At 36.7% G+C, this 22,362-nt stretch carries 20 protein-coding genes and 1 pseudogene; 3 read left to right on the forward strand and 18 right to left on the reverse strand.

Annotation, left to right across the window (positions count from 1 at the left end):
* Positions 1–171: 171 nt before the first annotated feature.
* From mtaB to gpr, 12 genes are all read right to left on the reverse strand, one after another.
* A complete protein-coding gene (gene mtaB / locus H7K77_RS04095) occupies positions 172–1,524 on the reverse strand; it encodes a tRNA (N(6)-L-threonylcarbamoyladenosine(37)-C(2))-methylthiotransferase MtaB (RefSeq protein ID WP_186576450.1) in 1,353 nt (450 codons plus the stop codon).
* 1 nt (position 1,525) lies between these two features.
* A complete protein-coding gene (locus H7K77_RS04100) occupies positions 1,526–2,284 on the reverse strand; it encodes a 16S rRNA (uracil(1498)-N(3))-methyltransferase (protein WP_186576451.1) in 759 nt (252 codons plus the stop codon).
* 10 nt (positions 2,285–2,294) lie between these two features.
* Positions 2,295–3,242, reverse strand: a complete 948-nt coding sequence (gene prmA, locus H7K77_RS04105; protein WP_186576452.1) for a 50S ribosomal protein L11 methyltransferase — start codon at positions 3,240–3,242, stop codon at positions 2,295–2,297.
* 45 nt (positions 3,243–3,287) lie between these two features.
* Complete coding sequence (gene dnaJ, locus H7K77_RS04110; protein WP_186576453.1) at positions 3,288–4,415, reverse strand: molecular chaperone DnaJ; 1,128 nt, start codon at positions 4,413–4,415, stop codon at positions 3,288–3,290.
* A 213-nt stretch (positions 4,416–4,628) separates the two neighbouring features.
* Positions 4,629–6,461 (reverse strand): molecular chaperone DnaK, encoded by a 1,833-nt coding sequence (gene dnaK, locus H7K77_RS04115; RefSeq protein ID WP_186576454.1) that lies wholly within the window; start codon positions 6,459–6,461, stop codon positions 4,629–4,631.
* 31 nt (positions 6,462–6,492) lie between these two features.
* Positions 6,493–7,089, reverse strand: coding sequence for a nucleotide exchange factor GrpE (gene grpE, locus H7K77_RS04120; protein WP_186576455.1), 597 nt, complete (start codon positions 7,087–7,089; stop codon positions 6,493–6,495).
* A gap of 179 nt (positions 7,090–7,268) precedes the next feature.
* Positions 7,269–8,291, reverse strand: a complete 1,023-nt coding sequence (hrcA, locus tag H7K77_RS04125) for a heat-inducible transcriptional repressor HrcA (protein WP_186576456.1) — start codon at positions 8,289–8,291, stop codon at positions 7,269–7,271.
* A 77-nt stretch (positions 8,292–8,368) separates the two neighbouring features.
* On the reverse strand, positions 8,369–9,526 hold the full coding sequence (hemW, locus tag H7K77_RS04130; RefSeq protein ID WP_186576457.1) for a radical SAM family heme chaperone HemW: 1,158 nt from the start codon (positions 9,524–9,526) through the stop codon (positions 8,369–8,371).
* A gap of 111 nt (positions 9,527–9,637) precedes the next feature.
* Entirely contained in the window at positions 9,638–11,455 is a 1,818-nt protein-coding gene (gene lepA / locus H7K77_RS04135; protein WP_186576458.1) for a translation elongation factor 4, read from the reverse strand.
* 131 nt (positions 11,456–11,586) lie between these two features.
* Entirely contained in the window at positions 11,587–11,931 is a 345-nt protein-coding gene (locus tag H7K77_RS04140) for a DUF3679 domain-containing protein (RefSeq protein ID WP_186576459.1), read from the reverse strand.
* 14 nt (positions 11,932–11,945) lie between these two features.
* Entirely contained in the window at positions 11,946–13,118 is a 1,173-nt protein-coding gene (spoIIP, locus tag H7K77_RS04145; RefSeq protein ID WP_186576460.1) for a stage II sporulation protein P, read from the reverse strand.
* A gap of 111 nt (positions 13,119–13,229) precedes the next feature.
* Positions 13,230–14,330, reverse strand: coding sequence for a GPR endopeptidase (gpr, locus tag H7K77_RS04150; protein WP_186576461.1), 1,101 nt, complete (start codon positions 14,328–14,330; stop codon positions 13,230–13,232).
* Positions 14,331–14,520: 190 nt separating this feature from the next.
* On the opposite strand from gpr, the gene rpsT reads away from it, so the two are divergent.
* Positions 14,521–14,787 (forward strand): 30S ribosomal protein S20, encoded by a 267-nt coding sequence (gene rpsT, locus H7K77_RS04155; protein WP_186576462.1) that lies wholly within the window; start codon positions 14,521–14,523, stop codon positions 14,785–14,787.
* 319 nt (positions 14,788–15,106) lie between these two features.
* Here rpsT and holA read toward each other — a convergent pair whose 3' ends face one another.
* Complete coding sequence (gene holA / locus H7K77_RS04160; protein ID WP_222599205.1) at positions 15,107–16,132, reverse strand: DNA polymerase III subunit delta; 1,026 nt, start codon at positions 16,130–16,132, stop codon at positions 15,107–15,109.
* A gap of 410 nt (positions 16,133–16,542) precedes the next feature.
* Between holA and H7K77_RS04165 the strand changes: the two genes are divergently transcribed.
* A complete protein-coding gene (locus H7K77_RS04165) occupies positions 16,543–16,677 on the forward strand; it encodes a YqzM family protein (RefSeq protein WP_186576464.1) in 135 nt (44 codons plus the stop codon).
* A gap of 77 nt (positions 16,678–16,754) precedes the next feature.
* On the opposite strand, the gene H7K77_RS04170 is transcribed toward H7K77_RS04165, so the two are convergent.
* The 3 genes and pseudogenes from H7K77_RS04170 to H7K77_RS04180 all read right to left on the reverse strand — a co-directional run bounded on the left by H7K77_RS04170 (position 16,755) and on the right by H7K77_RS04180 (position 20,199).
* Positions 16,755–19,040 (reverse strand): DNA internalization-related competence protein ComEC/Rec2, encoded by a 2,286-nt coding sequence (locus tag H7K77_RS04170; protein ID WP_186576465.1) that lies wholly within the window; start codon positions 19,038–19,040, stop codon positions 16,755–16,757.
* 41 nt (positions 19,041–19,081) lie between these two features.
* A pseudogene (locus tag H7K77_RS04175) lies at positions 19,082–19,528 on the reverse strand (ComE operon protein 2); the annotation flags it as partial.
* Between the two features lie 68 nt (positions 19,529–19,596).
* Complete coding sequence (locus H7K77_RS04180) at positions 19,597–20,199, reverse strand: helix-hairpin-helix domain-containing protein (protein WP_186576467.1); 603 nt, start codon at positions 20,197–20,199, stop codon at positions 19,597–19,599.
* A gap of 79 nt (positions 20,200–20,278) precedes the next feature.
* Between H7K77_RS04180 and comER the strand changes: the two genes are divergently transcribed.
* Entirely contained in the window at positions 20,279–21,103 is an 825-nt protein-coding gene (gene comER / locus H7K77_RS04185) for a late competence protein ComER (RefSeq protein ID WP_186576468.1), read from the forward strand.
* Between the two features lie 80 nt (positions 21,104–21,183).
* On the opposite strand, the gene H7K77_RS04190 is transcribed toward comER, so the two are convergent.
* Together H7K77_RS04190 and rsfS are read right to left on the reverse strand one after the other, a co-directional pair.
* A complete protein-coding gene (locus tag H7K77_RS04190) occupies positions 21,184–21,936 on the reverse strand; it encodes a class I SAM-dependent DNA methyltransferase (protein WP_186576469.1) in 753 nt (250 codons plus the stop codon).
* A 2-nt stretch (positions 21,937–21,938) separates the two neighbouring features.
* Positions 21,939–22,295, reverse strand: a complete 357-nt coding sequence (rsfS, locus tag H7K77_RS04195) for a ribosome silencing factor (RefSeq protein WP_186576470.1) — start codon at positions 22,293–22,295, stop codon at positions 21,939–21,941.
* Positions 22,296–22,362: the final 67 nt, after the last annotated feature.

The following is a 22,362-nucleotide window of genomic DNA, read 5'->3' on the forward strand; positions in this document are numbered from 1 at the left end:
AAGCAACAGGTGAAGACCCCACAGGAAGCGGTTTTCTTCCGAGGAGGCTGAGGCGTTGCCCACGGAAAGCAACTGCCCGGAGCGGAAATCAACGTCTCCACTTACTGGTTATTTTATAGAAATTGCGTCTTAATAAAATTTTATTAACAAAAAAACCCAGGAATCCTGGGTTTATGATGTCATTTCTATTTTTTGATTAATCATTGGCTCATCCATTACACGGACAAATGTCCCTTCATTGTATGGGTAGCCAGCTTTAGTTAATTTTACTCTTACGATCTTACCAATCAAATCAGAAGAACCTTCAAATTTAACTTTTAGATAGTTATCTGAATAACCAATAAGAAGATTTCCATCACCGTCGAAATTTTCCTCTGGAATCACTTCTAGGATGTCACCTTCGTAAAGAGAAGCATATTCTTTTGCTTGTTGATTGGATAACTCTATTAACTTTTGTACACGATCATTCTTCACTTCGTCCTCAACCTGATTATCCATTCTTGCTGCAGGTGTACCAGTACGCTTAGAGTATGGGAAGACGTGTAATTCTGAATAACCTATTTCTTTAATGAAGTCGACCGTCTCGTTAAATTCCTCTTCCGTTTCACCTGGGAAGCCTACAATAACATCTGAAGTTATTGCTAAGCCTGGTAAAGCTTTTTTAATCTTATCAACCTTTTCTTTGTAAAAAGAAGAAGAATATTTTCTACGCATTCTTTCCAAGACTGTATCTGATCCTGATTGCAATGGAATATGCAAATGACGAACAATCTTTTCGGATTTATCTAATACATCGATTACTTCATCTGTAATTTGACTAGCCTCAATAGAGGAAATACGAATTCGTTTTAAACCTACAACTTTTGTTTCTAATTCCCTTAATAGTTTAGCAAAGTTGTAATCTTTCATATCTTCTCCATACCCTGCAGTATGAATACCAGTTAACACTAGCTCTTTATAGCCTGAATCTACTAACTGCTGAGCTTGTTCTAGCACGTTTTGAGGATCTCTGGAACGAAGTAAACCTCTGGACCACGGAATGATACAGAACGTACAGAAATTGTTACAACCTTCTTGTATTTTTAGATTTGCTCTTGTTCTGTCCGTAAATGCTGGGACGTCCATTTCCTCAAACACACGGTTTTTCATTATGTTAGAAACACCATTAATAGGTTGACGATGTTCTTTATGTTCCTCAATATAGCTGATCATTTTGCCACGGTCTTGCGTTCCAACAACTATGTCGACTCCTGGAATCTCCATAATCTCACCTGGTGAAGTCTGTGCATAACACCCTGTTACACATACCACACCTTCAGGGTTTTTCCTTACTGCACGTCGAATAATTTGTCTAGACTTCTTATCTCCAGTATTCGTAACAGTGCAGGTATTAATAACATAAACATCAGAATGGTGATCAAAGTCAACACGCTCATAGCCTTCTGCTTTGAACTTTTGCCAAATCCCTTCTGTCTCATACTGATTAACTTTACAACCTAATGTATGAAAAGCCACTGTAGGCATTTCAACACCCCAATTCTTCAAAATGATAAGATAAACTTGATAGAAAATACATGGCAGCTGTTTCAGTTCGTAGGATTCTAGGCCCTAATCGAACAGAAACAAAACCAGCTACTTTTAACGCCTCAACCTCTTCAGGGGTAAAGCCCCCCTCTGGTCCAATACAAGTGAAAATAGTCTGGTCTCGTTCCAACGTATTAAAAACTTGACTAAGTTTATTTGGTTGATCACTGCGTGCCTCTTCTTCATATGCCATAAGTTTAACATCATATGATTTACTTTTCTCTATCAAATTCTGGAAACTAACTACTGTTTCCACGCTAGGAATGACACTTCTATGAGCTTGCTCACTAGCCTCTTTGATAATCTTATGATATCTATCTAATTTTTTAGTCGCCTTTTTTTGATCCCATTTAACGATGGATCTACTTGCTTGGTAGGGGATAAACTTCCTAGCACCAAGTTCTGTTCCTTTTTGTAAAATAAGTTCCAACTTGTCACCTTTTGGTAACCCCTGAGCAATGGTAACCTCAACAGGAAGTTCAACTTCTTCCTGCTTCCATTCTAGGACAGAAACTTTTACTTCATCAGAATCTATATGCGTAATTTCACATGTGGCTGCTTGCCCACCTGAATTTACGCAGATCACTTGATCTCCTTCTGTCATTCGCATAACCCGGGAAATGTGGTGAACATCATCACCTGTAATCCTTGCTTTATCAGGAGAAATCCAATCAGTAGTAGCTACGAAATAACGTTGCAATGCTAGCCACCTACTTTCCTACCGGTTTCTTTGCAATAATTGAAATCCAATCTTCCATTTGGTTGACCTCTAAATCTACGAAGCCCGCCGAAATTAGCGCATCCTTTACCAATTGTTTCTTGGCTTGAATAATTCCTGATGTAATAAAAGTACCACCTGGCTTCAATCTATCAAATGCGTCCTTTTCAAAGCGCAAAATAATCTCTGCTAATATATTAGCAACTATGACATCTACTTGTTTATCAACGTTATCAAGCAAGTTGTTCTGCTTAGACTCAATTTGTTGCTCAACTTTATTTAACTTAGCATTTAACTTTGTCGTTCTAACAGCTATTTCATCAAGATCAAAGGCTTGGACACGGTCAGCGCCTAGTAGGACAGAAGCAATACTTAACACACCTGAACCACAACCAACATCAATGACCTGATCCCCTGATTTTAGCTGTCTTTCCAAAGCTTGTATACTTAATACCGTTGTTGGATGGGTACCAGTACCAAATGCCATTCCAGGATCAAGTTCAATAATAATTTCATCACTTGAAACTGGAGTATATTCTTCCCAAGTGGGAGTAATGGTTACTCTTTCAGAGATTTTGACAGGTTTATAGTATTTTTTCCAAGCAGTAGCCCATTCTTCTTCATTAACCTCACTGACAGTTATCTGATTACTTCCTAAATCGATATCATATAACAGTAAGCCATTAATCGCTTGTTTAATCTCTTCAACAGTCTCACCCAAAAAACTATTAACTGGTAAATATGCTTTTAAAAGAACTCCCTCTTCCGGATAATCATCAGGATTTAATTCATAAATTTCACCAAGAAAAGTGTCGCGTTCTTTTATAAGATCATTAGGATCTTCTATTACAACACCACTTGCTCCAGCTTCATGCAATATATTAGAGATAGGCTCGATAGCTTCATTGGTGGTTTGGATGCTTAATTCAGACCACTTCAATAAGATCAACTCATTTCCTTAAATTTCAGTACACCTTATTAAAAATTATTCTCCCTTAAACGCACGTTTTACACGTTGAAAAAAAGAATCCTCATGTTCATCAGTTGCTTGATTACCGCTAATTTCATTAAACTCTCTAAGTAAATCCTTTTGACGATCGCTTAGATTAGTTGGCGTAACGACTCTAATTTTCACGTGCTGATCGCCATGACCATGACCACGTACATTTGGAGCACCTTTCCCTTTTAGACGGAAGGTCTTCCCATTTTGGGTACCAGCTGGCACTTTGAGCTTTACTTTTCCATGGACTGTTGGTATCTCAATCTCATCGCCAAGTGCAGCTTGCGCAAAAGTGATAGGCATTTCACAGAAGATATGATCCCCTTCACGCTCATAAAATTCATGAGAACGGACTTGAATAACAACATATAAGTCGCCAGCAGGTCCTCCGTTTGCACCTGGCTCACCTTGACCAGACACACGAATTTGTTGACCTTCATCAATACCAGCTGGAATACTGATGTGAATTTTTTTACGCTTTTTAACTGTCCCACTTCCACCACAAGTATTACACTTATCCGGAATGATTTTTCCAGTACCTTGACAATAATGACAAACTCTTTTATTCACCACACGTCCGAATGGCGTATTTTGCTCCATATTTAATTGCCCAGAACCGTTACAATGCGAACACGTTTTAGATTTTGTACCTGGTTTTGCACCTGAACCATCACATGTATCACATTCTTCTTCTTTTGGAATTTCAACATCGGTCTCTTTACCAAAGATTGCTTCCTCAAATCCTAGTGTCATGGTGTACTGAAGATCTGCCCCTTGTCTCGGTGCATTTGGATCACGACGACGTCCACCACCACCAAAGAACATATCAAAAATATCACCAAAGCCACCAAAGTCCTCAGCACCACCAAATCCTCCACCGAAGCCTTGGCTTTGTGGACCAGCATGACCGAACTGATCATACTGAGCACGCTTCTGCTCATTACCTAGTACTTCATACGCTTCTTTTGCTTCCTTAAATTTATCTGCGGCATCCGATTCCTTGTTCACATCAGGATGATATTTTCTAGCAAGCTTGCGGTATGCTTTTTTTAATTCATCCTTAGATGCATCTTTTGAGACACCTAATATTTCATAATAGTCTCGTTTACTCACTTGACGATCACTCTCCCGACTCTCTATAGCATAGAGTTTATCATAACATTTAATCTAATTTCAGGGCAAATATTATCCTATCTATCCTTACCTACATCTATTTCTAAGGCTAGCTCGAAATTAAAGACCTTTTTAAAGAGGTAAAAGTCAAAGCCATGTGGATCCTGACTTTGACTTTTACTTAATCTATCTTCTCATTCACTTTTTGGCTAATTATTCTTTCTTTTCATCATCGACTTCTTCGTAATCTGCGTCTACAACATCATCATCTTGTTTTGTTGAGCCTTCAGCACCTGCTTGAGCTTGTGCGTCTGCTTGAGCTTGCTCATACAATTTAACAGATAAAGCTTGTACTTGCTCTTCAAGAGCTTCTTTCTTAGCTTTAATATCATCTAAATCGTTACCTTCTAAGGCTTTTTGTAATTCATCCTTAGCAGACTCGGCTTTTTGCTTTTCATCATCAGAAACTTTATCACCAAGATCTTTTAATGTTTTGTCAGTGCTGAAAATCATTTGATCTGCTTCGTTGCGTAGATCAATTTCTTCACGACGTTTTTTATCTGCCTCGGCATTTTCTTCAGCGTCTCTTACCATTTGTTCTACTTCATCATCAGATAGACCAGAAGATGATTTAATTGTAATAGACTGTTCTTTATTTGTTCCTAAGTCCTTAGCACGTACATTTACAATACCATTCGCATCAATATCAAATGACACTTCTATTTGTGGTACACCACGTGGAGCTGGTGGGATATCAGTTAGTTGGAAACGACCCAACGTTTTGTTATCAGCAGCCATTTCACGTTCCCCTTGTAACACATGGATATCTACAGCTGTTTGGCTATCAGCTGCTGTTGAGAAGACTTGAGAATGGCTAGTTGGAATAGTGGTGTTACGTTCTATTAATTTTGTTGTAACGCCACCCATAGTCTCAATACCAAGTGAAAGTGGTGTAACATCTAAAAGAACAACATCTTTTACATCACCTTGTAGAACTCCACCTTGGATAGCAGCACCAAGTGCAACTACTTCATCAGGATTTACACCTTTTGATGGGTCTTGACCAACTTCTTTTTTAATAGCTTCTTGTACAGCCGGAATACGAGTAGAACCACCAACTAAAAGAACTTTGTCAATATCACTTGCAGACATACCAGCATCTTTTAAAGCTTGACGTGTTGGTCCCATTGTACGCTCTACTAGATTCGAAGATAACTCATCAAATTTTGCACGACTTAGATTCATTTCCAAGTGTAACGGTCCAGCTTCACCCGCAGTGATAAACGGCAAAGAAATCTGTGTTTGTGTTACACCAGAAAGATCCTTTTTCGCTTTTTCAGCAGCATCTTTTAAACGTTGTAAAGCCATTTTATCTTTAGAAAGATCAATTCCGTTTTCTTTTTTAAACTCTGCAACCATGTGATCAATGACAACTTGGTCAAAGTCATCTCCACCTAGACGGTTGTCCCCTGCAGTTGCTACTACTTCAAACGTACCTTCTCCGATATCAAGGATGGACACGTCAAATGTACCTCCACCAAGGTCATACACTAATACAGTCTGATCTTGATCACCTTTATCAATACCGTATGCAAGTGCTGCAGCTGTTGGTTCGTTAATAATACGTTCTACTTCAAGCCCTGCAATTTTACCAGCATCTTTTGTTGCTTGGCGCTCTGCATCGTTAAAGTATGCTGGAACAGTGATAACTGCTTTATCCACTGTTTCACCAAGATAGTCTTCTGCATAGGATTTAATATATTGTAAAATTGCTGCAGATAACTCTTGAGGAGTGTATTCTTTTCCTTCAATCTCTACTTTATAGTCTGTTCCCATGTGACGTTTAATAGAAATGATAGTATTAGGATTAGTGATTGCTTGACGCTTTGCAACCTCCCCTACTTGACGTTCCCCATTTTTAAACGCTACGACAGAAGGAGTTGTACGGTTACCCTCTGGATTAGGGATAACTTTCGACTCTCCGCCTTCCATTACAGCCACACATGAATTTGTTGTACCTAAGTCAATACCGATTATTTTTCCCATGACTTATTTCCTCCTTTACGACATATGTAATTTATTGATTTACTTTTACCATGCTTGGACGAATTACTCTATCCTTTAAGCGATAGCCTTTTTGTAATTCTTCTACAATTTGATTGGATTGATAGTTTTCATCTTCCACTTGCATGACTGCTTGGTGAAGGTTAGGATCAAATATTTCTCCTTCTGTTTTAATCTCTTCTACCCCTTCATTTTTCAATGCATCAGCTAGTTGACGGTAAACCATTTGCAATCCATCTACAACACTTTTAGCTGCTTCATCTTTAATTTCCACTTGCAGGGCTCTTTCAAAATTATCCACAGCCGGAAGCAACTCTGTTACAAGACTTTGAGATCTATACTTTCTATCAGCTTCTTTTTCTTTTTGTGTTCGCTTGCGGAAATTATCATACTCAGCCTGCAACCTTAACAATCGCTGATAGATTTCATCTTTTTCTTGCTTTAACGCCTCTAGTTCTGAATCCTCATCTGTACTCTCAGCATTTTCAAGATCTGGATCTTCAACTAGCTCTTGTTCAGCTTCCTCTACTAACTCTTCTTTTTCTTGTTCCCCTGTTTCTACTGTTTCTTGTTCCCCTGTTTCTACTGTTTCTTGTTCTTTTTCTTCCACGACGATCGTCACCTCCTAAAACTACAGAAAAATCCTTATAGAATATATCACGAATGATTAGATAATCAAATCATTTCGTTTGCATGTATATAGCCGCAAGTAGCATAAGCTCTAATACGGCTAGTATTTCCCAACAATTTAAAAGCTTACATAACCAACTATTCCCTATTTGAAGGAAATTAATACCAAGAATGAAATGTCTTCGTTAATCTTGATGATAGAACATTTAACAATGAAATAACTCGTGAATATTCCATTCTTGTAGGGCCAAGCAAAGCTATTGTTCCCATTTGTTTATCACCAAGGGAGTAAGTTGCAGTAATCAAACTACAGTCTTGCATAGCATCCATCTTGTTTTCTTGCCCAATGGAAACATTAATCCCACCAGTGCTTGAACGAAGTAGGTTAGCTATTTCATCTTCTTTTTCCATGATAGTAAACAACGAACGGATTTTCTCAACATCTTTAAATTCAGGTTGCATTAAAATATTTGTCTTACCACCAACATATAGCTTAACATGCTGTTCATCAAATAATGCTGCCTTAACATATTTATAAGCAGTTTCGAAATCCTGTGTATAACTGTTTACTAACTCAGCGATTTCCGTATATAGTTTCTCATGAAGTTGGATAATCGGCACTCCTACTAGTCGATCATTTAAGATATTTACTAATTTATCTAGATCACTTGGTTGAATAGTAGCAGGGATAGTAAAAGACCTATGCTCAACGTGACCAGTGTTTGTTACAAGTATGGCAACTGCGGTTGTTGAAGATAAGCTAATGATCTGGATTTGTTTCAGTTTCGTTTCAAAAACCTCAGGTCCTAAAATGATTGACGTATAATTCGTCAGATCCGAAAGTACCCTCGCAGAACTTTGCACTATTTGTTCGAATTCTAGCATTCCTTTTTCAAAAGTATGCGTGATAGAATTCATTTCGTCACTCGACAGTCGAAATGGTGATATTAAGTGATCGACATAAAAACGATACCCTTTTTCAGATGGCACTCTCCCAGAGGATGAATGTGTTTTTTCAATATATCCCATTTCTTCCAAATCTGCCATTTCATTACGAATCGTCGCAGAACTGAATGAGATATCCTCTTTCTTGGAAATAGCACGGGAACCTATTGGCTGTGCCGTCTGGATGAATTCATCAATAATAACTTGTAATACTAATAATTGTCTATTTGATAACATCGATGATCACCTCTGTTAGCACTCTTCACTTCCGAGTGCTAAATCTAATAATAAATTATCAAAAGGTGCCTAAATTGTCAATGCGAAAGCTTCAAAGAATCTTCTTCCAAAAGAAATTCTTGAAAAACTTCATTACCGAATAACGCTCCAGATTCTGTTAAGGAAATAGAGTCTTCCGTTTCCAGAAGCCAACCTTTTTGAACAAGGTGAAAAATAGCGTCTTTATATATGTCATTTAACGTCACTCCATACTTATCATGAAATAACTGTTTAGAAACTCCTTGTATTTTCCTTAAACCTAAAAACATTTCTTCTTCTACTTGCTCTTTCTTGTTTATCTCCTCAATATGCAGAACAGGTCTACCATCTTCATTTGCTTTTTTTACATAAGCTGGAAACGGCCTTAAGTTTATTATTCTTTGCCCAGGCAAGTATCCATGTGCCCCTGCCCCAAATCCAAAGTAATGTTGGTTATTCCAATAGGTTAAATTATGCTTACTTTCAAAACCGGGTTTAGCAAAATTACTTATTTCATATTGTTTTTTACCATGAGCATTCATTTCATCTCTTAATAACTCGAACATGGATGCTTCCACTTCTTCCTTGGGCTTTCTAAGCTTCCCTTTCTTATGACGTTGATAAAATACTGTTTTAGGTTCTATTTGTAACGAATAAGCGGAATAATGTGGTAAATCAAAGGATAACGCCTCATCTAGCGTATGCTTAAAATGTTCCAACGTTTGGTTTGGAAGGCTATATATTAAATCAATACTGATATTTGTAATTCCTTGCTGTGTTAATGAATCAATGTTTTGGTAAACATCCTTAATGCGATGGAGTCTTCCTAGTTTCTCAAGCATCTCATCATCAAATACTTGTACCCCCATGGATATACGATTCACACCGTATTGTTTTAATATCTTAATTTTTTCAGCGTCAAGATCGCCCGGATTCGCTTCAAAGGAATATTCCTCACAGTGCTCTACATCAAAATGTCTAGCTATCGCTTTTACTAATCTTTCTAACTGCTTATAGTTAAGGGCTGTTGGTGTACCACCCCCAACAAATATCGTATTTACTTTGTGTTTTGGTGCCGAAATATAACTTGCCATTTCTTTTTCTAACGCTTCTAAGTAGTCATCCGCCATTTTTTCTTCATAGAAAAACTTTGTGAAATCACAGTAGTGACATATTTTTTCACAAAATGGGATGTGAATATATACTGCAGAAACCATCTTTACAACTCCTCGACTAATTAACGTTCACACCCAACGGGAAGTGAGAAACCCTTGTCAAAAGAAACGACAAGGGTCAGATTACTATTATACTATACAATTACGGATTGATTAGCTTTCATCATCCATACGCAAGACAGCCATAAATGCCTCTTGAGGGACCTCTACAGATCCTACCATTTTCATCCGCTTTTTACCTTCTTTTTGTTTCTCAAGCAATTTTCTTTTCCGTGAAATATCCCCACCATAACATTTTGACAACACGTTTTTCCGCATTGCCTTAATAGTGGACCTAGCAACAATTTTATTCCCTATAGCTGCTTGAATTGGAACCTCAAACTGCTGTCTAGGAATTAATGATTTTAATTTTTCAACAATAGACTTTCCACGCTCAAAAGAGAAGTCTCGATGCACAATAAAGGAAAGCGCATCGATGGTATCCCCATTTAAAAGAATTTCCATCTTCACTAAATTAGATGACTTATAACCAATCATTTCATAATCAAAAGAAGCATATCCTTTTGTGTTCGACTTTAATTGATCAAAGAAGTCATAAACAATCTCAGATAAAGGAATTTCATAAACAACATTGACACGATTATCGTCCAAGTACTGCATGTCAATGAAGTCTCCACGTTTCTTTTGACATAATTCCATAACAGGTCCCACGTAATCGTTCGGCACCATAACAGTAGCCTTCACATAAGGTTCCCTAACTTCTTCAATTTTTTGATTATCAGGCATAAAGGATGGGTTATCAATGGATAGTTCTTCTCCATCTGTTTTTAAAACTTGATAAATAACGCTTGGTGCTGTTGTAATTAAGTCAATGTTAAATTCGCGTTCAATTCTTTCCTGGATTATTTCCATGTGAAGTAATCCCAAGAAACCACAACGGAAACCAAAACCTAATGCTTGGGATGTTTCTGCTTCAAACTGTAAGGAGGAGTCATTTAATTCTAGGCGCTCCAACGCTTCACGTAAATCATTATATCGATTAGCATCGACTGGATACAATCCACAGAACACCATTGGGTTTAATCTTCTATACCCAGGTAATGCTTGTTCTGCCTGGTTATTAACCAATGTGATTGTATCCCCAACACGCGTATCTCCAACGTTTTTAATGGAAGCAGTTAGATACCCAACATCCCCAACTGAAAGTTCATTTTGTGGAACCGGCTTTGGATTGAAAACACCAACTTCATTAACTTCGAATTCTTTACCAGTTGCCATCATTTTAATCTTGTCGCCAACTTTTACAGATCCCTCTTTAATACAAACATAGGCAACTACACCTCGATAGGAATCGTACAATGAATCAAAAATTAGTGCTTTCAGTGGGGCATCTTGATCACCAACAGGGGCAGGAATTTTCTCGACAATCCGTTCTAATATCTCATCAATTCCGATCCCGGCCTTAGCACTTGCTAATATCGCTTCATCTCCATCAATCCCAATTACATCTGTTATCTCTTGCTTTACTCTTTCGGGGTCAGCACTAGGCAAGTCAATCTTGTTTATAACTGGGATAATCTCCAAATCGTTATCCAGAGCTAAATAAACGTTTGCAAGCGTTTGGGCTTCAATCCCTTGGGCAGCATCTACCACTAGAATTGCTCCTTCACAAGCTGCTAAACTTCTAGAAACTTCATATGTAAAATCGACATGCCCAGGGGTATCAATCAAGTGAAATAAAAATTCATCACCGTTTTCCTGTTGATATTTTAACTGAACAGCGTTTAGTTTAATAGTTATCCCACGTTCTCTTTCAAGGTCCATGGCATCAAGGAATTGTTCTTTCATTTCTCGTGATGTTAGTGCTTTTGTTTTCTCTAAAATTCTATCCGCCAAGGTTGACTTTCCATGGTCAATATGGGCAATTATTGAAAAGTTACGTACTCTACTCTGATTTCTTTCTTTTGTCAATGGTGATCACTCCTATTTTCGAGAGGGCATACTAGGGTAAATTATAGCAGTCGACACTGCTATATTCAATAAAAAGTATAGAACCCTGGGATAATTCCTATCACCAGGATCATTTTGGGTTACATTTTGGATTAGAAGAAGGCTTGGGATAATTGATAGGCTGAGTGAATCACTTGGTTATAGAACCATTTTACCCCACTCTCTAAATTAGTTGCCACTTTTTGCATAAGGTGATTAGATTCTATTTCTTCATATTGCTGTTCCTTTTTATCCATATCTACCTGTTCAAATTTCTTTCCCATTACTTCTACTTCATAACTACCTCCTTCTGTCACCTCAGACTTGACAGCCTCCTCCAGATCTGAGGAATATCCCCGAGTTTGGAGGACCCCTTCATTTGCTTGTTCGATACCAAATAGTACACCACCTAGAAACAAAACCAACATTGTCAATGCCGTCATAATCATTTTCCCCATTTTAGTCACCTCGATTAATTTCCTTGAACCTTCTCAGCATTCCAATAATACTCACTAAAAACCTCTGCCACAGCATCAGCCGTTCTGTATAGTTCTTCCATAGTGTTGTCTACACCGCCAAATTCAAGAATTATTGAATTTTGAGATAGATCTTGGTTATATACGCCGTTATAACCTGCACCACCTTGGGTCGAAACAGTTCTACTTAGCCCAGGATATTTTTCATTAATTAAATTATGTAATTCCGTTGCAAAGCTAAGATTCTTTTCATTCTGATAATCTTCTCCTACTACGAAAGCGATACGAGCATATTTTTTTCCGTCAAATTCTTTTGTTGTGACATCTTTCCTCTGACTATCTCTATGAATGTCAAAAACATATTGAATATCTTTGTTTTGTGCTAATGCTTCCTTAACTACAGGTCTCGAAGCATCATAGGATTGCCAATACTCCCAACCGTTTTTGCTTAAAACATTCCCAATATCTGTTTGGTCAACGCTAGAACCAATTCCATTTGCCTCTAAGCTTTTTGCAAGTCGATCACTTACTTTTGTAATGTTAACCTCTGAATGGTAAACGTGATTTATATCTGTTCCTTCCGGTAAATATGGCAAGAAGGATTCCCTATTATGGGTGTTATAAACGAAGACAACATCTTTTCCATTGGTAGTAGGTTGACCTTCTTCAGGCTCCTTACTTGGAACGTTTGTTTCTTCCTCTTCCGGTTCTTTTGCCTCTCTGTCCTCTAGAACTACATCTAACGGAGCAGAAGATTCAATCGGTAAGTTCGTATAGTCGCTACCTTCACTTGCCACAATGATTGTACTATCATATGCCTCGAAGCCAGGTAACTCTCGTCCTAAAAGACTTCTAGCATCATTTGGCTTTACACTCGTCGCCATTTCAAAAACTAAATCAGATATAACAATAGGGGATTCGTCTTGAGGAAACGCTTTTCCAAATGAATGGTTTTCCATTTTTAATAAATACAGAAAAGATGACCCCTTGATTTGACTAGTCCAATTATTAATAGTCGATGAGGATACTCGATATGCTGGTTGTATGGTTGTTAAAATCCCTATAAAAATAAACAGTATTGAAACACCTATGACCAGTACACTAAATTTCTTCCATGGTTTCCATCTATTTAAAAACTTTTTCGCTTCGTTTAACTTTTGTTTATACATCGTCCCACCCTTTCTAAACCTTCTATCACCTTTAATAGACTCTATGATAGAGATTCAGAAAGTAGAACGACTTATTTATTTTTCTAGTAACTATTTATAGTCCTAATAGATTTAACGTGTATATGCTCCAAAGTTGTCTATATTAACATTCTCATGGAGGGCAGCATTTAATCCTTCTGCTATAACATGAGCCATGTCCGTCATAAATCCATCAACTTCTTTAGGCGTTACCATTAAGTTATGACCAAGCGGGGTTAAAACTTCTTTGATCAGCGTACGTTTCTCATCATCGTTTAATTGCCCCACCATTCCTAGTACAGCTTTTCTGTTCTCTTCACTTGGCATATCTTCGTCTGTCAGTTTCCTATTCCCGAAATTCATCCCAGCAGGGGTCAATGCTTTTGATGGCTTATCTCGTTCGTTCCACTCTCTACCAAAATGTTTTAGTAGAAAGTCAATTGTGTCACTTGTTATGGTAACGGCATCGACAACAGTCGGAACTCCCAAAGCGATGACCGGAATACCTAGTGTGTCCTTACTTAATTCTTTCCGCTTATTTCCAACACCCGAGCCAGGATGAATTCCAGAATCAGAAAGCTGTATTGTAGCGTTAACTCTTTCAATAGACCTAGAAGCTAGAGCATCTACTGCAATAACAAAGTCTGGTTTCGTTTTTTCTACGATTCCAAAAATAATGTCACTTGTTTCAATCCCGGTTAGCCCCATAACACCTGGTGTCATTGCTGAAACTGGACGATATCCTTCTTCGACATATTGAGGTTGTAACTTAAATAGATGACTAGTCACCAGAATTTTTTCAGCCGTCATAGGTCCTAGCGCATCAGGTGTCACGTTCCAATTTCCTAACCCAACAACAAGACATTTCGCATCATCTGGAAGGTTACTTTGCTTTAACATCTCCACTAATTCTTTAGCTAAAACCTTTGCAGTTTGCTCCTGTAGCTTCGTATCTTGTTTTTTAACTCCCTCTGAATGGATGGTTATATAGTTACCAGCTTTTTTATCTAATGATTTAGCACCCGTTTCATCTATTTGAACATATGATATGTTTATATTACCCTCATTTTTTTCTTTAATGGTTACCCCTTTTATTTCCTGTTCCTCTTGATTTTCCTTTTCGACATACATATCTCTTGCTTCCACAGCTAGATCTGTGCGAACTTCAAATAACTTCTTATCTTCTTGTGCCACCGTAATTCCTCCTTCAGTAAATGGTTAGGATTATTTACACCATTTTTCCATTAGGGTTGACATAAAGGGAGGAAAACATACAATTATACACAATAAAAAATATTCCTATTGAAAACTTTGTCCTGCTTTGGTACAATGACTTTTGATCCAAAAAGTTAAGTTGATCGAGTTGTTACATGGAGGTGAAAAAATGGCTAACATTAAATCTGCAATCAAACGTGTTCGTATTAACAACGATCACCGTGCACAAAATCTATCAATTAGAACTGACATGCGCTCTCAAATTAAACGCGTAGAAAGCTTAGTTGAAGGAAAAGATGTGGAAAACGCTAAAGCTGCTCTTCAAAAGGCTGTTACTAAAATTGACAAAGCAGTTCAAAAAGGCATTATCCATAAAAATAAAGGTAATCGTCAAAAATCTCGCCTAACTAAAGCTGTTAACGAGCTTAGCGCTTAATTCGTTTTAAATATGACCAACACTAACGATCCTCTTGTAAGGGTCGTTTTTTATTTTTAAAAAGCTAGATCTCACCCGTTTTAAGGGGCTTTTTGCACATGGACTGTTAAAAGAGTGATAATTCCTCGGACATTAAACATAAGACAACGAAAATCACACTATATACTAGGGGCATATTAAACAGCTGGTTCATTTTGATGTGATAAACGTAGTGATTAGATAGACTGGAGAGGATTTTTCTTTTCGATGTTAAAAAAAGTACTATTCAGAGGAGATATGGATAGAATGTCTATTAAAAAAAAGAGATAAGCATAAATGCTTATCTCTGGATTGCAGTAGCCTTTCGATTAATTAATTGATATAACAGTAATTCAAAAGCCAATGACTTTTCAATTCTACCTCGTTTTATACTTGCATCAGTATCCGTAAAGATGTGAAAAATTTCTTTCAATTCATTTACCGAAAAGTTTTTTTCCCTCGATGCTGACATTTTCACTACATAGGGATGTACTCTTAATTGCTGAGCCATTTGTTGTTGCCCATATCCTTTTTGCTTTAAAATTTTCACGTGATAGATCGTTCGAAATTGTGAAGATAACAACGCTACTAAAGCAATCGGGTCTTCATTCATTTTTTCTAAGTCTTTATAAATTTGGATTGCTGATGATAAATCTTTATTAATAACAGCATCAACTAATTTCAATCCAGAAGTGTTTGTATTATGGGAAAGCAATTGTTCTGCAGTTTCAATGGTAATGTGCTGATCTTCTCCCACATATATGGCCATTTTCTCAATTTCTGACTTAAGCATTAGAAGATTAGTACCAATTTCTTGTACTAATTTTTCTTTTACTGGATCGTCCATAACCACTTTTAATGAACGAACTATATCATCGATCCACTTACCCAAATCCCACTCTTTAATTGGTTCACAAGCGACCACTTCGCTTTGCTTTTTCAATAACTTAGTTATTTTCTTTCTTTCATCTATTTTTTCATATGCTGCAATAAATACTATGATGGAGTATTCAGCTGGATGAAGAAGGTATGATTGTAATACCTCCACATCGTGTTCAACAGAAGTCTTATCTGGTTTGGCCTTTAAAAACATTGGATTATTCACTATAATTATTTTACGTTCTCCAAAAAAGGGATAAGTCTCAGCATCAGCAACCACTTCCTGTATGGAAACGTCCTCCAGATCGTAAATAGAGACATTTGTGTCTCTTTCTTCTTCCGTTAAACCTTTAGAAAGAATTTGTTGTTTAAGATCCTCTACTAAATATGATTCAGTACCATAAAATAAGTATATAGGAGAGAATTGCTTTTTTTTAATCTTTTTCATTACTTCAAAATATGACACGTTTATTTCCCTCCGACAGAAAAACCATTTATGTGTTAATCCTAATCGGAAAGTAAATAATTCGCAACATCAAGTTGCAATTTTCTTTTTATTGTTTTATTGTATGTTTATAAACTGATCCAGATATGTATGGTGTAAGCAAAATAAAAGAGGGAAGTAGCGGCAACTACTCCCCCCTGCAATCTATATCAACGCTTTAAAAGTGAGCCCCAGGAAACTCCTTCATAAAGCGATATTTTCTCTTTCCTTTATAGATTGACCAAAATTTAAAATAATATGGGTGTAAAGTCTTGCTAACTAAGGTAACTCCCACAATTTTGATTTTTTATCTGTCTAGGTGGATTTTTTTATTATTTTGCACTATACTAAAGATTGGATTAGGAGGGGTACATATGAATGAATTTGAAAAAGATGTGCAATCCAAAAGTCATGATATATTTGATTCCGGTAAAGGGTTCATTTTCTCTTTTCTATTCTTTATGATTATTTTCTTCGTCGGAGTTATCATTGACGTAATTGGATCTTAAGTATTGATTATTACGTATGAAAGAGACTGTTTTAACAGTCTCTTTTTTCATTGAATAAATGCTTCTTCATCTGTATACTATGGAAGTTGTGTTGTAAATGTTCCTAATTGATTACTGCGAAACTGATATTGAATTGCACCAACCTGATCTGTACGTAAAATCGAAACCCCTTCTTGCTCTAAACTGTTTATAACTTCTAAATGTGGATGACCATACCTATTATTATCTCCTACAGAAATTAAAGCATACTTAGGAGAGACAGTTTCTATAAAGGAATTTGCGGAAGATGAATTACTACCATGATGGGCAACCTTTAATACATCAATAGTAAGGTTCGGGTATTTTGTTACCAATTCTGATTCAATGTCTGTATTTATATCCCCGGTAAATAACCATGTTAAACCTCCGATTTTTGAAAATAATACTAAGGAGTTTTCATTAGTAGATCCATTATTGTTAATAGGGCTTAGAACATAAAAATGTTGGTTTCCTTGGACAAACTCTTCCCCCGTTGATAGTGTAATGTGCTCAATCCTCTTTTGTTCCAATATCTTTTTAGCCTCTTGTGAAAATGTAAAATATTCAGAAGTGATCAGCTTCCCCACCTTAAAATCTCCCAAAAGATACGGCAGACTCCCTATATGGTCGTGGTCCTCATGGCTAAGAAATACTGCATCAATGGAGGAAATCCCCCTTGAAAGTAAATATGGTTTAATTACCTGTCGATACACTTTATCAGAAGGAGATTTAAAATTTGCTTGCAAGGTACCTGCTACATCGATTAAAATTACTCCTTTTCTGTGCGGTAGTTCTACAACTATAGCATCCCCTTGGCCAACATCAAGAGTTGTTACATATCCACTACTACTTATGTAAGGTTTTAAAGTAGCTGCTAGCAGAATAACTACTAACAAACAACCGGAATAAAAAGCCTTACTTTTATTAGAGCGAGACAACTGATTCATAAATAGGATAAATACCACAAAATAAGGGATGAACATTAGAAGCGGAAACTTACCAGTAATCCATGGATAAAATAGGGTTTTATCGATATTTTCCAATGGAATCATTGCAAAATGATGGATGTTTTGGAACATTTGGTCTACAAAAGAGAATGGAAAAGGAAAAATTAAAGATAGGGTTATAACAAGTAAAAGTGGCATTACAATAAAGGAAAAATAAGGAACATATAATAGATTTATTAGAATGGATAAGGGGTTGAAATAATAAAAGTTATATAATTGAAGAGGTAACAACGTAAGTAAGCTCAAAAAGCTAATTGTTAGTATAGAAAAAAAACGTGATTGATTTTGAATAAACGACTTAGATAATAACAGACAATATGTGATTAAAAAAGAAAATTGAAAGCCCAAGTGATACATATTTTCCGGTTTGATCAATATAAGAAGTAAGAAAACTACTCCTAGCATGTCGGTAGTAGTCAACTTAATTTTGACTTTTGTTATGATGAGGGCCAAAAAGGTTAGAAGAGAAGCACGCCAAACAGATGGTGCACCCCCTGCTAAAATAGCGTAAAAAGGCAAACAAATAATAACAAACCATTGCGCTTTTTCTCGGGTAAGCAGTTGTAACTTTATAAGTGAGAAATAAATAGAGGAAACAATTAAACCAACATGTAAACCTGAAATAGCCAGGAGATGAGATAGACCCCACTTCTGAAATAGTTCGATTGTGTCGTCACTTAAGAACTGATCATCACCTAAGATTAACGCAGAAATCCAGCTTGCTGTTGAAGGACTTAACTCCTCTTGTGCTTTCTGTATAACGGTAGTCCTTGCCAAATATAACTGGTTAATTGTCGATGCGCCTGTACAATAAACATTCTGTGGATCTTTCACAATCAGTTCGCTCGTGATCCCCTGTTTTTCTAGATATCCCCCATAATCAAATTGACCGGGATTAGTTTTCCTGTCTAATGGTTGTGGTAATCCATTTATGGTACAGTTAGCTCCTGCTTTTAATTGACTATATTGATTTTCACTCTGTATTTGATCTGAATAGACAACAACTAATGTCTTGTCGTTTACCTGATCTGGTTTAAGGGTAAATTGAATGGCTTTTGAAGAAATAGAAACCGGGGAAATTATCTTTCCGACAACAGTGTTGCTTATGGAAGAGGAATTAAATTTTAAACTAGGATCAACTAACAATCCTTTGTTCCAAACATTTAGGAATACGATTGCAATCATAAGACTGACGAAAACACGTTTTTGCAATCCTTTCGCAAATACTAAATAGACCAACCACCCAATCCAACACCAGGAAAAAATCGTGTTATGAAAAGAGGCTGATAAGGCAGAAGTGATTGCGGATAAGACAAACAAATGATTGTTTCCTTTCACTGACGCTTAATACCCCCTTTACATAACCATTAATTATTTGGCTGTAAGTCAATTGTATCTTTTTCTAATTCAACCTTTTCTACAGAAACACCAGCGTCTCTAAATAACTCGATTGCATATGGGTGATTTTTGTAATCTTTAGCATAATACACCGCTTTAATCCCACTTTGTATAATCGATTTACAGCAATGTAAGCATGGAAAATGGGTGACGTAGATTTCAGCGTTCTCTGTAGCCACACCAAATTTCGCACACTGTAAAAGCGCATTAATTTCTGCATGAACAGTTCGGACACAATGCCCATCTATTACATAGCATCCATCATCAATACAATGGATACCACCTGACACACTTCCATTATATCCTCCTGCTATGATTCGCTTATCTCTTACAATGGTCGCACCAACCATTAATCGTTGACAGGTACTTCTAAGTGCGAGCAAGTGACTTTGCGACATGAAATATTGATCCCAAGAAATCCTCTGCATTGTACTCTACCTTTCTTTTCTTTCATTTTTACTAAGTTTACATTCATTCGTCAATCTTCGTCAACATATTACGGGACTTGGATATAATCTTTGATATTTTCTAATGTCTTTTCACCAATTCCATCTACATTTAAAAGGTCTTCCAATTTAGTGAAGTTGCCATGTTCCTCTTTATATTGAACAATTGCAGAAGCTTTCGTTTCACCAATTCCTTTCAATGCTTGGATTTCCTCTATTGACGCATTGTTTATCCTGACTTTTTGATTTGCACCTGTTGTTGTACCATCACTTACAATCGCTGTGGGATTCTCACCTTTTTTTAGTACATTTATTACCATTTCGTCCATTACCTTTTGCGCTAAATTGACTGATTGCGGATCTGCTAAATCTGTAAATCCACCAGCAAGATGAATGACATCATCCACTCTCGAATTACCCGTAAGTTGGTAGACACCAGGCTTTTTCACTTCCCCTTTTACATCAACAAAAATAGGGGACTGTAGATTGTTGCCTTCTTTTAACTGTGTTTCCGTTTCATCTGTATTTACTACCTCAATTGCTTGTTCAGATACAGGGTTATTCACTTCTGATTTATCGTTATCAAGGAGAATAAAAAGAGTTACAGCCAGAATAACCAATAGAATTAACCAATTATTTTTAATCCAAAACAATTAGTTCACCTCTTTTTCTCATAATATGAAAATTTAGTTCATAGACTTGATGTGAAGCATTAATTAGGAGGGGAGCACCATGAAATGGGGAGTAATAGGTACTGGAAACATGGGTCAAATATTAATTGAATCGTGGTTATCTTCAAGAACTATAGAACCAGAGCAGCTTTATATTACAAACCGAACGATCAGCAAAGCAATGGCTATTAAGGAACAATATCCAAGTATAAATGTATGTGAGGATATCAAGGATTTAGTTAAAACCGTAGATATTATTTACATTTGTGTTAAGCCACTAGAAATTCACCCTCTATTACTTAACATATATAATTATCTCTCAAAAGAACAATGTATTGTATCCATAACAAGCCCTTATTCAGTAGAACGTTTGGAATCAATGGTTCCGTGTCAAGTTGCTCGAATGATTCCGAGTATAACAAATCGTGCAATGTCTGGGATTACCTTGGCTAGTTTTGGAAACAGAATAACAGATCAAATGAAGGGGTATCTTTTACAAAGTAGTAAGATATATTCAACTCCAGAACAAATTGATGAGAACGTGACTAGAATGGCTTCTGATATCGTTTCTTGCGGACCAGCATTTTTCGGTTATTTAGCTGAACGATTCATCCAGTCTGCAACAGAGGAAACACTTATTAGCAAAGAACAAGCGACTAAACTTACAGAAAAAATGTTTATTGGGTTCGGAAAACTTTTAGAGGATGGGCATTATACTCTTCCTGAACTCATTGAAAAAGTATGTGTTAAAGGTGGAGTTACTGGTGAAGGAATCAAAGCGATGGACCAACATATTGGGGAACTGTTTAATTACTTAATAAGAGCGACACACGATAAGTACCGTGAAGATATTGAAAAGATTAGCGACCAAGTGCTAAATGGATAGCTCTAGTTTATATGTTTCGACATAGTTAAGATAAATCCTTCCACCTTTTTAAAATATTTAAATCAAGACAGCTAAGTCGATCAGCTGTCTTGATTTTTTTGGCAAACAAAAAATATACGTTCTCCTGTGTTAGCTTCTGTTTGTTCTATAGAAAAGTCAGAATAGATTCCACGAACAGTAAAGCCTGCTTCTTTAAGCCACTGTTTATATTCATTTATAGAAAAAGTTCGTTGGTGATGTGTCTCATCAAACCTTTCATATCGATCGTTATCTTGAACGAAAAAGGTTAACTCATGATAAACTTCGCCTTCTTCTTCTCCAGGCTGACAAAGCCATACATATGTAAGGTCATCATAAATTTCCGCAAAAGTCTCGCCTTTAAGGTTTTCCTCCACATGCCTCATAGAATGGGCATCAAATAAGAATAAACCACCTTGCTTAAGAACATTATGAATACGTTGAAATACTTGCTTTACATCTTCTTTATCCGTTACATAATTAATGACATCACAAAAGCTGATAGCTGCATCAATTTGATGAAATCCTTCTAATTGGCGTAAATCTTGCTTGTACCATTGTATGGACAGATTTTCTTCAGCAGCAGCTTGTTGTGCATATGTTAACATGTCTGACGAATAATCTACTCCAAGTAAATGATATCCTCGTTTAGCCAGCCTTCGTGTTAATTGACCCGTTCCACACCCCAGATCAGCAACCGTCTGTACAGAAGATCCATATTGTTTAAACATTTGTTCTGCAAACAGCATCCAATCGTCATAGGGGGCATCTTCCATTAACACGTCATAGACATATGCCATCTTCTGATACGACATGTTTAGCTCTCTTGATCTAAACTTAGTTCGACTGAAGGAGCATCTCCCCATAGTCTCTCTAAATTATAATAATTTCTTTCATCTTTATGGAAAACATGGCAAACAACATCGCCAAGGTCGACAAGAATCCATCGTGCTTGCTCAAAACCTTCTAGACGTTTGATATGAATGTCCTTCTCTTGTGCTTGTTCTTTAATTTCACGTGCAATTGCTTGGACCTGACGTTCATTCGTTCCTTCACATATGACAAAGTAATCAGAAATTAAAGAAACATCCTTCATATCTAGAATTACGATATCCTGACCCCTTTTATCGTCACAAGCTTTTGCAGTTAGTTGTACAAGTTGTTTGCTATCCATTCAATAAATCCCTCCAATATATAATACACATATTTCCTCTTTGTTTTAGCAGGTTGCAGTCAATTTA

The sequence above is a fragment of the Aquibacillus kalidii genome, from assembly GCF_014280935.1.
GTDB lineage: Bacteria > Bacillota > Bacilli > Bacillales > Amphibacillaceae > Aquibacillus_D > Aquibacillus_D kalidii.

Bases quoted from the DNA above. Each gene is read 5' to 3' on its own strand.
- mtaB (WP_186576450.1), bottom strand. From the start codon at position 1,524: ATGCCTACAGTGGCTTTTCATACATTAGGTTGTAAAGTTAATCAGTAT.
- dnaK (WP_186576454.1), bottom strand. From the start codon at position 6,461: ATGGGAAAAATAATCGGTATTGACTTAGGTACAACAAATTCATGTGTG.
- hrcA (WP_186576456.1), bottom strand. From the start codon at position 8,291: ATGTTATCAAATAGACAATTATTAGTATTACAAGTTATTATTGATGAA.
- hemW (WP_186576457.1), bottom strand. From the start codon at position 9,526: ATGGTTTCTGCAGTATATATTCACATCCCATTTTGTGAAAAAATATGT.
- H7K77_RS04140 (WP_186576459.1), bottom strand. From the start codon at position 11,931: ATGGGGAAAATGATTATGACGGCATTGACAATGTTGGTTTTGTTTCTA.
- spoIIP (WP_186576460.1), bottom strand. From the start codon at position 13,118: ATGTATAAACAAAAGTTAAACGAAGCGAAAAAGTTTTTAAATAGATGG.
- rpsT (WP_186576462.1), top strand. From the start codon at position 14,521: ATGGCTAACATTAAATCTGCAATCAAACGTGTTCGTATTAACAACGAT.
- holA (WP_222599205.1), bottom strand. From the start codon at position 16,132: ATGAAAAAGATTAAAAAAAAGCAATTCTCTCCTATATACTTATTTTAT.
- H7K77_RS04165 (WP_186576464.1), top strand. From the start codon at position 16,543: ATGAATGAATTTGAAAAAGATGTGCAATCCAAAAGTCATGATATATTT.
- comER (WP_186576468.1), top strand. From the start codon at position 20,279: ATGAAATGGGGAGTAATAGGTACTGGAAACATGGGTCAAATATTAATT.
- H7K77_RS04190 (WP_186576469.1), bottom strand. From the start codon at position 21,936: ATGTCGTATCAGAAGATGGCATATGTCTATGACGTGTTAATGGAAGAT.
- rsfS (WP_186576470.1), bottom strand. From the start codon at position 22,295: ATGGATAGCAAACAACTTGTACAACTAACTGCAAAAGCTTGTGACGAT.